This is a genomic window from Pseudomonadota bacterium, from assembly GCA_016195085.1.
In the GTDB taxonomy this organism is placed as follows: Bacteria; Pseudomonadota; Alphaproteobacteria; order SHVZ01; family SHVZ01; genus JACQAG01.
The window spans coordinates 1-14197 of sequence record JACQAG010000008.1 but is presented as its reverse complement, the minus strand read 5'-3'; the positions used below and the strand labels follow the sequence as shown (position 1 = coordinate 14197).

Below are 14197 nucleotides of genomic sequence, written 5' to 3'. Positions count from 1 at the left end.
CCCGTGCCCGACGTATCGGCGCCGATTCTTGCCGTCGAGGGTCTGACCACGCGCTTCGAGACGCAGAATGGCGTCTTCGATGCCGTTGCCGACCTTTCCTACTCGCTCGGCCGCGGCGAGACGCTCGCCATCGTCGGTGAGTCCGGCTGCGGCAAATCCGTCCAGGCACTCTCGGTGCTGCGCCTGCTGCCGTCTCCGCCGGCGCGGATCGTCGCCGGCTCGATCCGCTTCGGAGGGAGCGATCTAGCCCAGGCGGACGAGCCGGCCATGCGTCGTCTCCGCGGCAATCGGATCTCGATGATCTTCCAGGAGCCGATGACCTCGCTCAATCCATCGATGACGGTTGGCCGACAGATAGCCGAGGCCTTGGAGCTGCACCGGGGCCTGTCGACTGCGGCGGCGGCGGCGAGGACGGAGGAGCTGCTGGCGCTCGTGCGCATCGCCGAGCCGGCGCGCCGTGCGCGCGAGTACCCGCATCGCCTGTCGGGCGGAATGCGGCAGCGCGTGATGATCGCGATGGCGCTCGCCTGCGAGCCGGACGTGTTGATCGCCGACGAGCCGACGACGGCGCTCGATGTGACGATTCAGGCGCAGATCCTGGAATTGCTGCGGGACTTGCAGGCCCGGCTGGGCTCGGCTGTGGTGCTGATCACCCACGATCTGGGTGTGGTGGCGGAGACCGCGGATCGGATCGTGGTCATGTATGCCGGGCGCAAGGTGGAGGAGGCGCCGGTCGAGGCTCTGTTCGGGCGGCCGCGCCATCCCTATACGCGCGGGCTGCTCGCCTCCGTGCCGCGGCTCGACGCCGCGCCGGGGCCGCGGCTCGTCGAGATTGCCGGCGCCGTCCCGGCGCCCTGGGAGCTGCCGGCGGGCTGCGCCTTCGCGCCGCGCTGTCCCCTTGCCGACGCGCATTGCCGCGCCGAGCGGCCGCCGCTCACAGCGAAAGCGGCCGGGCACTTGGCCGCGTGCTGGCACAGCGATCGCCTGTGAAGGCGCGCATGGACGCCGTGCCGATCCTCGTCGTCGCCGATCTCGTCAAACGCTTCGAGCTGCCGCGCAGCGGGCTCCGCGGCCCGCGGCCGGTGGTGCACGCGGTCGACGGGGTCTCCTTCGCAATCGGCCGCGGAGAAACCCTGGGCCTCGTCGGCGAGTCGGGCTGCGGCAAATCGACCATCGCTCGGCTGATCACGCGGCTGGTCGATACGACCTCCGGACGCATCGAGCTCGATGGCGAGGACATCACGCACGTCACGCGCGCCCGGATGCGCCCGCGCCGCCGCAAGCTCCAGATGGTCTTTCAGGATCCCTATGCCTCGCTCAACCCGCGCCAGACGGCGGGGGACATCGTCGGCGAGCCGCTCAGCGTTCATGGGCTCGCGCGCGGGAGCGAGCTCGAAGCCCGCGTCGCATCCTTGTTCAAGCGCGTCGGTCTGCGAGCCGACCAGATGGTGAACTATCCGGCGCAATTCTCGGGCGGTCAGCGCCAGCGGCTGGCGATTGCGCGCGCGCTCGTGCTCGACCCCGGAATCATCGTCGCCGACGAGCCTGTCTCGGCGCTCGATGTGTCGACGCAGGCGCAGGTGGTCAATCTCCTCGCCGATCTCCAGGAGGAGCGCGGCCTCTCCTATCTCTTCATCGCCCACGATCTGGCGGTGGTGCGCCATATCAGCCGGCGGGTCGCGGTCATGTATCTCGGCCGTATCGTCGAAATTGCCCCTGCGGAGGCGCTATTTTCCGCGCCGTTGCATCCCTACACCCGGGCCTTGCTTGCCGCCGTTCCCGTGCCCGACCCGGCGCGGCGGCGCACCGCCCGCGCCGTGCCGCTGGGCGAGGTCCCAAGCCCGATCGATCCGCCGCGCGGCTGCCATTTTCACCCCCGATGTCCGCTGGCGATGGAGCGCTGCCGCCTCGAAGCACCGATCCTGCGCGATGTCGGCGACGGTCGAACCGTTGCCTGTCACGCCGTGTAGACGGCCGCCTGCATCGGTAGGGCTGTCCCGATCCCGGTGAGATAGAGGGCTAGCGCGGCCCCGCGGCCTCGATGCCGGCCAGGAATTCGAGGATGTGATCCATCAGGCCGTGCTCAACCAGATCGTTGTGATCGGCGGCGGCGATGAACGCGGCCCGCTTCGGCTGATGGGCGGCGGCGAAGAGCCGCCTGCCATGGGCGATCGGCACGACCCCGTCCTCCTCGCCATGGACGATGAGGAGAGGTGCGGCGAGGCGGCCGATGCGCGCCTCGTTCTCGAAGCGGTCGATCACCAGGAATTGCGCCGGCAAAAACGGGTAGAGCTCCTGAGCGCGGTTGGCGATCGAGGTATAGGGCGACTGCAGCACCACGCCGGCCACTTCCTGCTCGCTGGCGAGCTTGGTGGCGACACCGGTGCCGAGGCTCTCGCCCCAAAGCACGATCCGGTCGGCCTCGATCCCGGCTCGGGCCAAGGCGTCGAGCGTCGCCCGCCCGTCTTCGTAAAGACCGTCCTCGCTGGGTTTGCCGGGATTGCCGCCATAGCCGCGATAGGAGGCAAGCGCCACGCCGTAGCCGGCGGCGATGAGCGGCATGACGGCGAAGAGGCGATGGCCGTGATGTCCGGCATTGCCGTGGAACAGCGCCACGGTCAAGCCGCCCGGGGCAGCCGGCGGCTTCGCCCAGCAATCGAGCTCGAGACCGTCGGCGGTCTTGACCGGGAGCGGCGCCAATCCGGAAGCGGCGAGCGGTCCGGGCTCCGGCGCGCGCGGATCGGGGTGGTAGAGCAGTGCCCGCTGGCCGAAAAACATGGCGCCGGCGACCATGGTCCAGCCCGCTGCGATCGATAGAAGCAATGTCATCCCGCCGGCCGTCATATCGACAGGACTGGCGGCGCGCAAGCGTGCCGGTGTGCCGGTTCCGAAGTTCGCCGGTATCGCCGGCGAACTTCGGAACGGTCGGCGCACCGCTTATTCAATGAGCTCGTCTCGACCTGAATCTGAAATTCGTGGCTACGAATTTCAGATTCACGACACTAGCGCTTACTCGGCCGGGACCGCGGTGCTGGCAAGGGCGCGCGCCAACTGCGTCAGCGCCTCTTGATGGCGCTCATTGGTGATCGAGGTGAAGTTGCGCGCCAGCTCCAGGCACATGCGCTGGCGATCGGTCACCTGCGGCGGCGCGCTGCCGTCGATGCCGTCGTAGAAGAAGGCCACGGGCACGCCCAGCACCCGGCCGATCTCGAACAGGCGGCCAGCGGAAACCCGGTTGATGCCGCGCTCGTATTTATGCGCCTGCTGGTAGGTGACGCCGATCATGTCGGCCAATTGCTGCTGGGTCAGCCCCAGCATGATGCGGCGCTCGCGGACGCGGCCGCCGACATGACGATCGATTTCTTGGGTGCGGGCGGTGGTCTTCTTCATATCGTCGCGTGACCTCGAAACGCGCGACGCCTCTGCCGCGCCCCCAAGGTCATACAGAGGGTCTTGCCTGAATGCAACGGTTCTAAATGAACGTATAGGCGTGCGTCTCATGCTAATTGATTGATATGCAATAGATATTTCTGCTTCCTAGAGCGTGTTTTAGGCTAGCTCGCGCTCAGGTTTGGGCATCTTGCGGACGCCGGATTTGCGTTCGAGGAATGCGGCTGACAAGCTCAGCCGCTTCTAGGGCGAACGGGCTCATGACCGGGCAAAGACGAATCGAGACAGCTCCCCCCGACTACCTCGACCCGGAGATCCCGCCGGGTATCGCGTCCTTCGCCCTGCCGCTGGTGCGGGCGACCGAGGCCTCGCTCGCCGGCTACGGCAGGCTGGTGAGCCAGCCCGAGGCGCAAGCGATCGAGATCGTCCGCTGGCCCGCCAAGGGTTGGCGCGCGATCGACAGCGACAGCGGCGATGAGGGCGGCACCACCGAGGGCGTGTTCCAGTGCTGGTGGGAAGGAAGCCGCCTCATGGGCCGCAACGAAGCGGTGAACGGCCACTATGTTCTGGGCTTCAGCGAGCCGCCGGGAGCACCTGCGAGAAGCGTGCGTGCCGCCGCCCGGCGCTCCCACGTGCTCCTCTGGCACGTCAACTACCACCCCGATGGCGGGCAGCTGTTTCATCCCTTGGAGCCCGGACCCTTCGTCGTCCCGCTGGCGCGTCCCGGCGACGACATTCGCCCCGAGCACTTCAAGGCGTTCTGGTTCGACGGCAGCCAGGGCCTCTACATCCATCCCGAGATCTGGCACGAGGGCGTGTTTCCGACGGCCCCCACCGGCCGCTTCTTCGACAAGCAGGGCCGCGTGCATGCGCGCGTCAGCTGCAATCTGGCGAAGGAATTCGGCGTGCTGTTGAGCGTGGAGCTGCCGACGGCGATACCCTAACGAAGCGCTCATTTTTCTTTGTCATGCGAAGGCTTGACCTCGGGGGTGGACTTTGGGAGGGGGTGAGATCACCCCCTCCCCGACCCTCCCCTGGGCATCCAGTCCGCCGACCCCAATGCCGTATTACGTCTACATCATGGCGAGTCGACGGATCGGCACGCTCTATGAAGGCGATCGGGGCGTTTGTTCCACTGTAGGACTGGTTGCGCGAGTCAAGCCCGCGCATGACGAATGAAAAAGAGAGACGATAGCGCGTCTGGACAAGACTCGTGGCGGGCGATCAGACGCTGATGTCGACGCGGGCGGGGAAATCGATGACCAGGCTGCCGGGCTTGGCCTGCAGCCGGCCATAGGCGGCGGTCGCCTGGCCGAAGGGATCGACCGGCATCTCCTCTGTCTGCCCCAGCTCTTGACCGATGGCTTGGGCGAGGAAGGGTGCGGAAGCACCGCCGCTGTTGTCGTCGCTCGCCTGGGAGCGGGATCGGCGCTCCGAGGCCAGATCCGGGGAGCCGAGCCTGGTGTCGGCGCCGGACCCGTCGCCCGCACCTGGGTCGATCCGGGAGCGCTGCAGGCGCTCGGAGAAGGCGGCGACCCGCGGGTCCCTGCCGCGAAGCCGGGCGGCATCGTTCTCGCGCGTGACGTCCGGCCGCAGGGCGACGGACTGGCCGGGCACGGCAAAGGGGAGAAGGGTGGCGGATGGAATAGTAGGCATTTTATCTAATCTTTATATAAATACGCCAATTATTGTAGGTAGGCAAGCCACAGCGGGATGAAATCCGCCCCCGCTGCACTGCAGCAGGGTAGGATTGTCCCGGCGCGGCTTGCTTAAAATCCCGGTCGTGACGCATTATCCCGGCGCATTTTCCGCGCATTTTCCAGCCCGAGCCTCCATGCCGACGAGCGAGACCGCCCGAGAGCACCTCGACCGTGCCGTCACCGCCGCCGGCGATCTCGCCTATGAGTGGGATTTCGAGACCGGGACGTTCCGGTGGTTCGGCCTGCCCGAGTCGGTCCTCGGTGCCCGCACGGCGCGGCTGATCGCCAGCGCCAAAGGACTAGTCGAGGCGATCCACCCGGAGGATCGGGAACGGCGAGGCCTCGCCCTCGATGCGCATTTCCACGAGGCTTCGCCCTATGCCTGCGACTACCGCGTGGCGACGGCGGCGGGCGGATTCGTGTGGATGAGCGATCGCGGGGCGGCCGAATTCGACGCCGAGGGCAGGCCGATCCGCATGTTCGGCGCGCTCAGGCAGATCGACGCCTACAAGCGGAACGAGGCGCACCTCAAGCGCCTGGCCGAATATGACGAGCTCTCCGGGCACCGCAACCGGACCGAGCTCAGGCGGATGCTCGAGGACGAGATCGCGCAGGGACAGTTGCGCGCCGGCGTCTATCTTGCGGTCGGAATCGATACGCTGCGAACCGTCAACGAGCTCTTCGGCGCGCCCAGCGCCGACGCAGTCATTCGAATAGTCGGGGAGAGGCTCGCCCATGCGGTCGGTGCCGCCGGCATCATCGGCCGGGTCGACGGCGACACCTTCGGGGTGATCCTCGCCGGTCTCGGGCCCGAGGTCGCACGCGAGACGGCGCAGCGCCTGCTGCGTGCGGTGGATTCGAGTGTGATCGAGACGCCGGCCGGGGATCTGCGCGTCACCGTCTCCATCGGCCTCGTCGATGTTCCGGAGACGACACGCTCCGCCGCGGACGCCATGGTCAAGGCCGAAGCGGCACTCGCGGACGCCAAACGCGCCGGGCGCAATTGCTGGCTCGCCTATCGCCGCACCGAACGCGAGCGGCGCTCGATGCGGGTCAATCTCGCCATCGCCGAGCTAATCGAGCGCGGCGTCCGGCAGAGCCGCATCCACATGGCCTACCAACCGGTGGTGGCGACGGTGGGGCGCCGGATCTGCCACTATGAGAGCTTGCTGCGCATGCGCGACGATGTGGGCGAGATGATCAATGCCGGCAGCCTCATCCCTGTCGCCGAGGCGCTTGGCCTCATGCACCAGCTCGACCGCGTCGTGCTGGAATCGGTCCTGAACACGCTGGCGGGCCACCCCGGCGTTAGCCTCGCCGTCAACGTCTCCGGGCTCAATGCCGGCCAGGGCACCTGGCTCACCATGCTGCACGAGCGTCTGCGGCAGCACCCCGACATCGCCCGCCGGCTCATCGTCGAGATCACCGAGACCGTGGCGCTCGTCGACGTGGACGAGACCCAGCGCTTCGTCTCGGCGGTGCACGCGCTCGGCGGCAAGGTGGCGCTCGATGATTTCGGCGCCGGCTACACCTCGTTCCGCCATTTGCGCCAGCTCGGCGTCGACTTCGTCAAGATCGACGGCTCATTCGTGCGCGGGATTGCGAGCGAGCCCGACAATCGCCTCTTCATCCGCATGCTGGCCGGGCTCGCCAACGGCTTCGGCCTCATCACGGTCGCGGAAAGCGTGGAAAGCGAAGCCGACGCCGCGGTCTTGGCGGAAGAAGGCATCCACCAGCTGCAAGGCTATCTCTTCGGCCGGCCGCGCCTGGGCGAGCCCTGGCTCGAGGCGGCGGGATAGCCCCGCCCTATTCCTTCGGCTTCGTGACCTTGGACAGGCTCTCCAGCTGCTTCTGCAGCTGCTCCAGCTGCGAGCGGAGCGTGTCGAGGCCGGCATCGGCCGGCCGCTCGGCCGTCGGCTGGCCGCTGGCATCGAAAGAGAAGGGCGAGAACATCTTCATGGCGCGCTCGAACATCGCCATGTTCTGCTTGCCCATCTCATTCAGCTGGCCGAAGGGAAACAGCCCGCCGAAGGCATCCGTCATGTATTTGCGCATCTGCTCCTGGTTGGAGCCGAACCAGCGCATGGCATATTCGAGATAGCCCGGCACCAGCATCTGCATGTTGTCGCCGTAGAAGCCGATGAGCTGGCGCAAGAAGCTGATCGGGAGCAGGTTCTGGCCGACCTTGCCTTCCTCCTCGACGATGATCTGGGTGAGCACGCTCCTGGTGATGTCATCGCCGGTCTTGGCGTCGTAGACCACGAAATCGGTGCCCTGCTTCACCATCTGGCAGAGATGATCGAGGGTCACATAGCTCGAGGTGGCGGTGTTGTAGAGCCGCCGGTTCGCGTATTTCTTGATCGTGACCGGGGCGGACTGCAGTTCGGTTTTCTCTGCCATGGAGCCTTGCTTTCGCGGTCTGAGGTCGAGGTCCGGTGGAGGCTGATGCCGACAATAGCAGATGCCGGGACAAATGCATGCGGCAGCGCCGCGGGAGTGCTCCCGGCGCGACCCCTTGCCTCGTGCTGCAGCGCGGTATGTCCTTGGCCTGGGCCGGATCCCCTGGCTATACTCCGCCGCCATGTCGGAGCCGCCCGATCTCGACGCGCTCGCCGACCGCTTCATCGATCTGTGGCAGGATCAGATGGCCGCGATGGCGGGCGATCCGGAACTTGCCGATGCCGTGCGCCGGCTGTTCGCATTATGGGGCTTAGGCGTGCCGGGGACGGCCTCCGGCCCGGCGGGAGAGCATGCAGGATCCGGCCAGCAACGATCCGAAGGTGCGGGTGAGCGCCCGCCCGCCAACGGCACCGCCCCGACGTCTCGGTCCAAGGCCGCTGCCGCTGCATCTGGCCACGGCGACGATGGAGTGGCTCGGCTCGCGCGCCGCATTGCCGCTCTTGAGGAGCGGCTCGCCCGTGTGGAAGCCGGCGCTCGCCCAAGAAGCAAGCGCGCTCCGGCAAAGCCTCGCCGGCGTCGATCCTAGGAAATTCGAGCGCGCCCTCGAGCGGCGGCTGGGTCGTCGTCTCGGCCGCTTCATGGACGGTGTCAGCGCCTATCGCCGGCATCCTTATCGCCGCAACCTGACCGACCCGCCGATTCTGTGGCGCGAGGGCACCACGCAGCTGCTCGACTATGGCGGAGCCGGTCCGCCGCTGCTCGTCATCCCGTCGCTTGTCAACCGTGCCTACATCCTCGATCTGTCGGAGCGCCAGAGCCTGCTGCGCCATTTGGCAAAGGCGGGCTTCCGCACCCTGCTCGTCGACTGGGATCGGCCGGGCGCGCTGGAGCGGGATTTCACCCTGACCGACTACATCGCCGGTCGTCTGGAAAGCGCGCTCGAGGCGGCGATCGAGAGTGTCGGCGCTCCAGTCGGCGTCATCGGCTACTGCATGGGCGGGCTCCTGGCTTTGGCGCTTGCCCAGCGCCGCAGGCGTGAGGTGGGCGCCTTGGCACTGCTGGCGACACCGTGGGATTTCCGGTCGGCCGGCTCGGCGCTCACCGCCTCGATGCCGCTGATGGCGCCGGCGGTCGCTTGGTGGCTGGAGTTCCTCGGCTGCCTTCCGACCGACGCGCTGCAAAGCCTGTTCTACGGTCTGGATCCGTTTCTGGTGATCCGCAAATTCCAGCGCTTCGCCGGTCTCGATCCGGCCTCGCCGGAGGCGGAGGCCTTCGTCGCGCTCGAAGATTGGCTGAATGACGGCGTGCCGCTCGCCGGACCGGTGGCGCGCGAATGCCTGCTCGGCTGGTATGGCGCCAACACCGCGGCCGCCGGCCAATGGCGGATCGCCGGCCGCGCCGTGCTGCCGGAGCTGATCCAATGCCCGTCGCTGGTCGTCGTGCCCGGCCGCGATCGCATCGTGCCGCCGGCCTCGGCCTTGGCGCTTGCCGATGGCCTGAAGCAGGCGACGCGGCTGCAGCCGCCCTTGGGCCATATCGGCATGGTCGTCGGCGGCAGCGCGCCCGAGCGGCTCTGGACCCCGCTCACGCAATGGCTGGCTCGGCATCTCGGCAAAGCCTGAGCACCGTCCGGCCGCGAATTCCCCCTCATGTTGCCAGGCTTCGGAGCGGGAACTATGGTGGCCGGCAAGGGGACTTGGGCGATCGTCGGGATCGCCGGTCGAAATCCTAGCGGGAGGATCAAGCGATGGCCGAGGATGTCGTCATCGTCAGCTCCGTGCGCACGCCGATCGGCGCCTTCAATGGGGCCTTGAGCGCGCTGCCGGCCTACCAGCTCGGCCAAGCGGTGATCGCAGACGCCCTCAAGCGTTCCAAGCTCGAGCCGAAAGATGTAAGCGAGGTGATCCTGGGTCAGGTGCTGGGCGCCGGGTCCGGGATGAATCCCGCTCGGCAAGCCTCGATCGGCGCCAAGCTGCCGATCGAGACCACCGCCTATGGGATCAATCAGGTCTGCGGCTCGGGTCTGCGCGCGGTCGCCCTCGGCTCGCAAGCCATCCAAGCCGGCGACAGCAAGATCGTGATCGCCGGCGGCCAGGAGAGCATGAGCCAGTCGCCCCACTGCATCCATCTCAGGAACGGCACCAAGATGGGCGACACTGAGCTCGTCGACTCCATGATCAAGGACGGGCTGTGGGATGCCTTCAACGGCTACCACATGGGCAACACCGCCGAGAACGTCGCTGAGAAATGGCAGATCAAGCGCGAGGAGCAGGACGCCTTCGCCGCCGCCTCCCAGGCCAAGGCCGAAGCCGCGGTCAAGTCCGGCCGCTTCAAGGACGAGATCGTCGCGATCACCATCAAAGGCCGCAAGGGCGACGTGGTGGTGGACACCGACGAGTATCCGAAATTCGGCACCACCGCCGAGATCCTGGCGAAGCTGCGTCCCGCCTTCGCCAAGGACGGCACGGTGACGGCGGGGAACGCGTCGGGCATCAATGACGGTGCGGCCGTGCATGTGCTGATGAGCGCCAGCGAAGCCAAGCGGCGCGGCCTCGAGCCGATCGCGCGCATCGCCGGCTGGGCCACGCGCGGCGTCGATCCCGCGGTCATGGGCTCGGGGCCCATCCCGGCCAGCCGGGCGGCCTTGGCCAAGGCCGGCTGGAAGATCGAGGATCTGGATCTGATCGAGGCGAACGAAGCCTTCGCCGCCCAGGCCTGTGCGGTCAACAAGGACCTCGGCTGGGATCCGGCGAAGGTGAACGTAAATGGGGGCGCGATCGCGCTCGGCCATCCCATCGGCGCATCGGGTGCGCGCGTCCTGGTGACGCTCTTGCATGAGATGAAGAAGCGCGGCGCCAAGAAAGGCTTGGCGACGCTTTGCATCGGCGGCGGCATGGGCATCGCCATGTGCGTCGAGCGCTAGGCTCTGGCTCTGCAACGACAATAAGAACGAACGGGGAGGCATGATGGCTCGGGTAGCGGCAATCACCGGTGGCACGCGCGGCATTGGTGCGGCGATCTGCACGGCGCTCAAGGACGCCGGGTACAACGTCGCGGCGATCTATGGCAGCAATGACGGCGTGGCCCAGGCGTTCAACAAGGAGACCGGCATCGCCGTCTACCGCTTCGATGTGTCCGACTTTGAAGCCTGCAAGGCCGGGGTGGCGCGCATCGAGAAGGATCTGGGGCCGGTCGAGGTGCTGGTCAACAATGCCGGCATCACCCGCGACGCCACCATGCACAAGATGAGCTTCGAGCAGTGGAATTCCGTCATCCAGACGAACCTCTCCTCCTGCTTCAACATGTGCCGGACGGTGATCGACGGCATGCGCGAGCGCAGCTTCGGACGCATCGTCAATATCGGCTCGATCAACGGCCAGGCGGGGCAGTATGGGCAGGTCAATTACGCCGCCGCCAAGTCCGGCATCCACGGCTTCACCAAGGCGCTGGCGCAGGAGGGTGCCCCCAAGGGCATCACCGTGAATGCGATCGCGCCCGGCTACATCGACACCGAGATGGTGCGCGCCGTGCCCCACAATGTGCTGGAGAAGATCGTTGCCCGCATCCCCGTTGGCCGTCTCGGCAAGGCCTCGGAGATCGCCCGCACGGTCTTGTTCCTGGTCGCCGACGATGCCGGCTTCATCACCGGCTCGACCCTCTCGGTCAATGGCGGCCAGCACATGTATTAGCGTTCTTCGGCGATCCGCTCCGCCGAATTCGGTCTGCTAAGACCCTCACCCCGACCCTCTCCCGCGGTGCGGGAGAGGGAGAATGAGAGAGGCGTCGAGTCCCCTCTCCCGCACCGCGGGAGAGGGTTAGGGTGAGGGTTCTTAACTGCCCGCAATGCTGCGAACCTCAACGTCAATTCGTGTTGCGCGGCGACGCTTGCGCATTGCGACATATTGGGCCGAGATAGCGTCGGCCGACAGCAGCTCATGACCATTGACGAGCGCGAATATCCGAGCCGGCCTTGGGTCGGCATCGGCGTCGTGGTGCTGCGCCGATCGGAGGTGTTGCTGGTCCAGCGCGGCAAGCCTCCGCGCCTCGGGCAGTGGGGCTTGCCCGGCGGCGCGCAGCATGTGGGCGAGACGGTGTTCGAGGCGGCCAGCCGCGAGGTCCTCGAGGAGACGGGCGTCGAGATCGAGCCGAAGGCGATCGTGACGGCGATCGATTCCATAAGCCGCGACGAGGCCGGCCGGGTCCGCTACCACTACACGCTTGTCGAGGTGGTGGCGGATTGGCGCGCGGGCGAGGCGGCCGCACGCGATGACGCGGCGGCGGCGAAGTGGGTCACTGTGGATGCGATCGAGACTCTCGGCATGTGGTCTGAGACGGTGCGGGTGATCGGGCTGGCCCAATCCCTCCGGCGGACGCTCCCATGACCAGAGGCCAGTCAACCCTCATCGGCGGGGCCGCGCTCGCCGCCTTGGATACGCCCCGCGATTTCAGCCCCGCCGCTGACCTGGATGCCAGCCCGGTGGGGCCATCTCGAAGCCTGCAAAGCTGAAGGCAGGCGCCACTGCGCAGCCGACCAGGGTCCAGGCGCCGAGGCTTTGCGCCGCCTGCCAGCATCCGGCCGGCACCGTCACCTGGGGCAGCTCACCCACGGCAACATCGGGCCCGAGACGGTGCGTCGCCACGCTCCTGCCGTCGGCCGAGAGGGTCAGCACCAAGGGCGCGCCGGCATGGAAGTTCCAGACCTCGAGCGCGTCGGTCACCCGGTGCCAGGCGGATCGTTCGCCCGCCTGCAGCAGATAGCAGATCGTAGTGAGCTGCCCGCGCCCGCCCGCCCGCGGCTGGTCGCGGTACATCTCCCGGTAATGCCCGCCTTCGGGATGCGGGATCAGCCCGAGATGCCGGATGAGATCGGTGGCGTCCATTGCCGATACCGAAGCTGGCGGCCGCGTCCGGGCTAAAAATTGTCCTTGGCCAGGCGTACGGCCGCGAACACGGCAACGGGGTCGCTCGCCTTGGCATAGGCGGCGAGTGCCGGATCGTCGGCGCGCAGGAACGGGTTGGTCGCGCGTTCCTCTGCCAAGGTCGCCGGCACCGTCGGCAGGCCCTCGGCTCTGAGCCTGTCGATCTCCCGGGCGCGGGCCCTGAGCGTCTGGTTCTCTGGATCCACCGTCAGCGCGAAGCGGGCATTGGCCTGGGTGTACTCGTGCGCGCAAAAGACGCGCGCCGAGCCGGGCAGCGCCTTGAGCTTGCTCAAGGAGCGCCACATTTGCGCCGGCGTGCCTTCGAACAGCCGGCCGCAGCCCAGGAGGAACAGCGTGTCGCCGCAAAACAGCGCATCCGATTCCGCAAACCAGTAGGCGATATGGCCACGGGTATGACCGGGCACGTCGAAGATCGCCGCCTCGGCATTGCCGAAGCGGAACCGCTCGCCATCGGCCAGCGCCACGTCGATGCCGGGAATGCGGTCCCGGTCGGCCTTGGGACCGACGATGGTTGAGCCGGTAGCGACCTTGAGCTCGAGATTGCCGCCGGTATGGTCGTTGTGGTGATGGGTGTTGATGATGTGGGTCAAGGTCCAGCCGAGCTCACGGAGCCGGTCCAGGACCGGGGCGGCCACAGAGGGATCGACCACGCCCACCTGGTTCGTCTCCGGCTCGCGCACGAGGTAGACGTAATTGTCCCTCAACACCGGGAGCTGTACGATTTCGAGCTTGGCCATGGCGAGGGCCCCGAAGAGAATGGGTGTCGGCCCGGGTCGCGGATCCCTGGGCTCGCGCATCCGGCCGGCGCTCACTATCTACATTTAGAGAGGCGGGAGCCAGCTTTAAGCACCGTCGGCGCCGGCCGGCGCTTCGTGCTAGGATTTGAGCCGATGTTTACCGACGTCGTCGATCTCCGGACCTTCTATGCCTCCAGGCGCGGCCAAATGGCACGGCGCCTCATTGGCAAGCGGATCCGCCGGGTTTGGCCGGATCTGAAAGGCCAGAGCCTGTTGGGCCTGGGCTACGCCACGCCATTCTTGGGCCCGTTCCGCAGCGAAGCCGAGCGGGTGGTGGCGCTGATGCCGGCGACCCAGGGCGTGCTGGCCTGGCCCAGCGACGGCGTCAACCAGGTGGCGCTCGCCGACGAAAGCGAGCTGCCCTTGCCCGACCTCTCCTTCGACCGGGTGCTGCTGGTGCACGCGATCGAAGGGGCCGAGCAGCTCCGGCCGATGCTGCGCGAGATCTGGCGGGTGCTCGCCGGCAACGGCAGGCTGCTGGTGGTCGTGCCCAACCGTCGCGGGCTGTGGGCGCGCAGCGACCGCTCGCCCTTCGGCCATGGCCAGCCCTATTCGCAAGGACAGCTCTCCCGGTTGCTGCGGGATACCATGTTCACCCCGGTGCAGGGAGCGGGCGCGCTCTATTCGCCGCCCTGGGGGATCCGGCTGATCAGCCGCTCGGCCGGGGCCGTCGACGAGATCGGCGAACGCTGGTTCAGAACCTTCGCCGGCGTGGTGCTGCTGGAAGCGGCCAAGCAGGTTTATGCCGCCAGCGCCGTCCGGGCGACACCACGCCGCCGCCGGCTCCTGGTGCCGCTGCCGAGCCGTGCGGTGAGTGCCACCGAGCGCCTCGACCGATCGCCGCCCAGATAGGATAAGACCCTCACCCGGCTCGCTGCGCTCGCCACCCTCTCCCGCGATGCGGGCGAGGGGTTAGGAGATTCCGCATTAAGCCCCTCTCCCGCCCAGGGAGGGCCGGGGAGGGGGTGCG

The 14197-nt window shown here is 67.5% G+C and carries 15 protein-coding genes; 9 read left to right on the top strand and 6 right to left on the bottom strand.

The features are described 5' to 3' along the window. The first annotated feature begins 3 nt into the window (after window positions 1-3). Both HY058_02470 and HY058_02465 read left to right on the top strand, forming a co-directional pair. Window positions 4-990 carry an ABC transporter ATP-binding protein gene (locus HY058_02470; protein MBI3496149.1) on the top strand — a complete coding sequence of 329 codons (987 nt, stop codon included), beginning with the start codon at window positions 4-6 and terminating at the stop codon, window positions 988-990. Window positions 991-998: 8 nt separating this feature from the next. Beyond that, window positions 999-1970 (top strand): ATP-binding cassette domain-containing protein, encoded by a 972-nt coding sequence (locus HY058_02465; GenBank protein MBI3496148.1) that lies wholly within the window; start codon window positions 999-1001, stop codon window positions 1968-1970. A 49-nt stretch (window positions 1971-2019) separates the two neighbouring features. On the opposite strand, the gene HY058_02460 is transcribed toward HY058_02465, so the two are convergent. Together HY058_02460 and HY058_02455 are read right to left on the bottom strand one after the other, a co-directional pair. Next, entirely contained in the window at window positions 2020-2829 is an 810-nt protein-coding gene (locus tag HY058_02460) for an alpha/beta hydrolase (GenBank protein ID MBI3496147.1), read from the bottom strand. 180 nt (window positions 2830-3009) lie between these two features. Next, entirely contained in the window at window positions 3010-3390 is a 381-nt protein-coding gene (locus tag HY058_02455) for a helix-turn-helix transcriptional regulator (protein ID MBI3496146.1), read from the bottom strand. 260 nt (window positions 3391-3650) lie between these two features. Between HY058_02455 and HY058_02450 the strand changes: the two genes are divergently transcribed. After that, window positions 3651-4334, top strand: coding sequence for an ureidoglycolate lyase (locus tag HY058_02450; GenBank protein ID MBI3496145.1), 684 nt, complete (start codon window positions 3651-3653; stop codon window positions 4332-4334). A gap of 280 nt (window positions 4335-4614) precedes the next feature. On the opposite strand, the gene HY058_02445 is transcribed toward HY058_02450, so the two are convergent. Beyond that, window positions 4615-5046, bottom strand: a complete 432-nt coding sequence (locus HY058_02445; GenBank protein ID MBI3496144.1) for a hypothetical protein — start codon at window positions 5044-5046, stop codon at window positions 4615-4617. Window positions 5047-5224: 178 nt separating this feature from the next. Here HY058_02445 and HY058_02440 point away from each other — a divergent pair, with 178 nt between their 5' ends. Continuing rightward, complete coding sequence (locus tag HY058_02440) at window positions 5225-6889, top strand: GGDEF and EAL domain-containing protein (protein MBI3496143.1); 1665 nt, start codon at window positions 5225-5227, stop codon at window positions 6887-6889. Window positions 6890-6896: 7 nt separating this feature from the next. Here the strand turns inward: HY058_02440 and phaR are convergent, their stop codons facing one another. Then, window positions 6897-7490: a polyhydroxyalkanoate synthesis repressor PhaR gene (gene phaR / locus HY058_02435; GenBank protein ID MBI3496142.1), complete on the bottom strand. Its 594-nt coding sequence runs from the start codon at window positions 7488-7490 to the stop codon at window positions 6897-6899. 464 nt (window positions 7491-7954) lie between these two features. Between phaR and HY058_02430 the strand changes: the two genes are divergently transcribed. From HY058_02430 to HY058_02415, 4 genes are all read left to right on the top strand, one after another. Further along, window positions 7955-9112 (top strand): alpha/beta fold hydrolase, encoded by a 1158-nt coding sequence (locus tag HY058_02430; GenBank protein ID MBI3496141.1) that lies wholly within the window; start codon window positions 7955-7957, stop codon window positions 9110-9112. Window positions 9113-9237: 125 nt separating this feature from the next. Then, on the top strand, window positions 9238-10413 hold the full coding sequence (locus tag HY058_02425; protein MBI3496140.1) for an acetyl-CoA C-acetyltransferase: 1176 nt from the start codon (window positions 9238-9240) through the stop codon (window positions 10411-10413). Window positions 10414-10456: 43 nt separating this feature from the next. Continuing rightward, window positions 10457-11179 (top strand): acetoacetyl-CoA reductase, encoded by a 723-nt coding sequence (gene phbB, locus HY058_02420; GenBank protein MBI3496139.1) that lies wholly within the window; start codon window positions 10457-10459, stop codon window positions 11177-11179. A gap of 246 nt (window positions 11180-11425) precedes the next feature. Next, window positions 11426-11872 (top strand): NUDIX hydrolase, encoded by a 447-nt coding sequence (locus tag HY058_02415; protein MBI3496138.1) that lies wholly within the window; start codon window positions 11426-11428, stop codon window positions 11870-11872. A 63-nt stretch (window positions 11873-11935) separates the two neighbouring features. On the opposite strand, the gene HY058_02410 is transcribed toward HY058_02415, so the two are convergent. Both HY058_02410 and gloB read right to left on the bottom strand, forming a co-directional pair. Further along, entirely contained in the window at window positions 11936-12370 is a 435-nt protein-coding gene (locus tag HY058_02410; GenBank protein ID MBI3496137.1) for a cupin domain-containing protein, read from the bottom strand. A 32-nt stretch (window positions 12371-12402) separates the two neighbouring features. Further along, window positions 12403-13167 carry a hydroxyacylglutathione hydrolase gene (gene gloB / locus HY058_02405; protein MBI3496136.1) on the bottom strand — a complete coding sequence of 255 codons (765 nt, stop codon included), beginning with the start codon at window positions 13165-13167 and terminating at the stop codon, window positions 12403-12405. A gap of 153 nt (window positions 13168-13320) precedes the next feature. On the opposite strand from gloB, the gene HY058_02400 reads away from it, so the two are divergent. Beyond that, window positions 13321-14079, top strand: coding sequence for a methyltransferase domain-containing protein (locus HY058_02400; GenBank protein MBI3496135.1), 759 nt, complete (start codon window positions 13321-13323; stop codon window positions 14077-14079). The last annotated feature ends 118 nt before the right edge of the window (window positions 14080-14197 follow it).

Coding starts and splice junctions, on each gene's coding strand:
- HY058_02465 (MBI3496148.1), top strand. CDS start 999: ATGGACGCCGTGCCGATCCTCGTCGTCGCCGATCTCGTCAAACGCTTC.
- HY058_02460 (MBI3496147.1), bottom strand. CDS start 2,829: ATGACATTGCTTCTATCGATCGCAGCGGGCTGGACCATGGTCGCCGGC.
- HY058_02455 (MBI3496146.1), bottom strand. CDS start 3,390: ATGAAGAAGACCACCGCCCGCACCCAAGAAATCGATCGTCATGTCGGC.
- HY058_02450 (MBI3496145.1), top strand. CDS start 3,651: ATGACCGGGCAAAGACGAATCGAGACAGCTCCCCCCGACTACCTCGAC.
- HY058_02445 (MBI3496144.1), bottom strand. CDS start 5,046: ATGCCTACTATTCCATCCGCCACCCTTCTCCCCTTTGCCGTGCCCGGC.
- HY058_02440 (MBI3496143.1), top strand. CDS start 5,225: ATGCCGACGAGCGAGACCGCCCGAGAGCACCTCGACCGTGCCGTCACC.
- phaR (MBI3496142.1), bottom strand. CDS start 7,490: ATGGCAGAGAAAACCGAACTGCAGTCCGCCCCGGTCACGATCAAGAAA.
- HY058_02430 (MBI3496141.1), top strand. CDS start 7,955: ATGGAGTGGCTCGGCTCGCGCGCCGCATTGCCGCTCTTGAGGAGCGGC.
- HY058_02425 (MBI3496140.1), top strand. CDS start 9,238: ATGGCCGAGGATGTCGTCATCGTCAGCTCCGTGCGCACGCCGATCGGC.
- phbB (MBI3496139.1), top strand. CDS start 10,457: ATGGCTCGGGTAGCGGCAATCACCGGTGGCACGCGCGGCATTGGTGCG.
- HY058_02415 (MBI3496138.1), top strand. CDS start 11,426: ATGACCATTGACGAGCGCGAATATCCGAGCCGGCCTTGGGTCGGCATC.
- HY058_02410 (MBI3496137.1), bottom strand. CDS start 12,370: ATGGACGCCACCGATCTCATCCGGCATCTCGGGCTGATCCCGCATCCC.
- gloB (MBI3496136.1), bottom strand. CDS start 13,167: ATGGCCAAGCTCGAAATCGTACAGCTCCCGGTGTTGAGGGACAATTAC.
- HY058_02400 (MBI3496135.1), top strand. CDS start 13,321: ATGTTTACCGACGTCGTCGATCTCCGGACCTTCTATGCCTCCAGGCGC.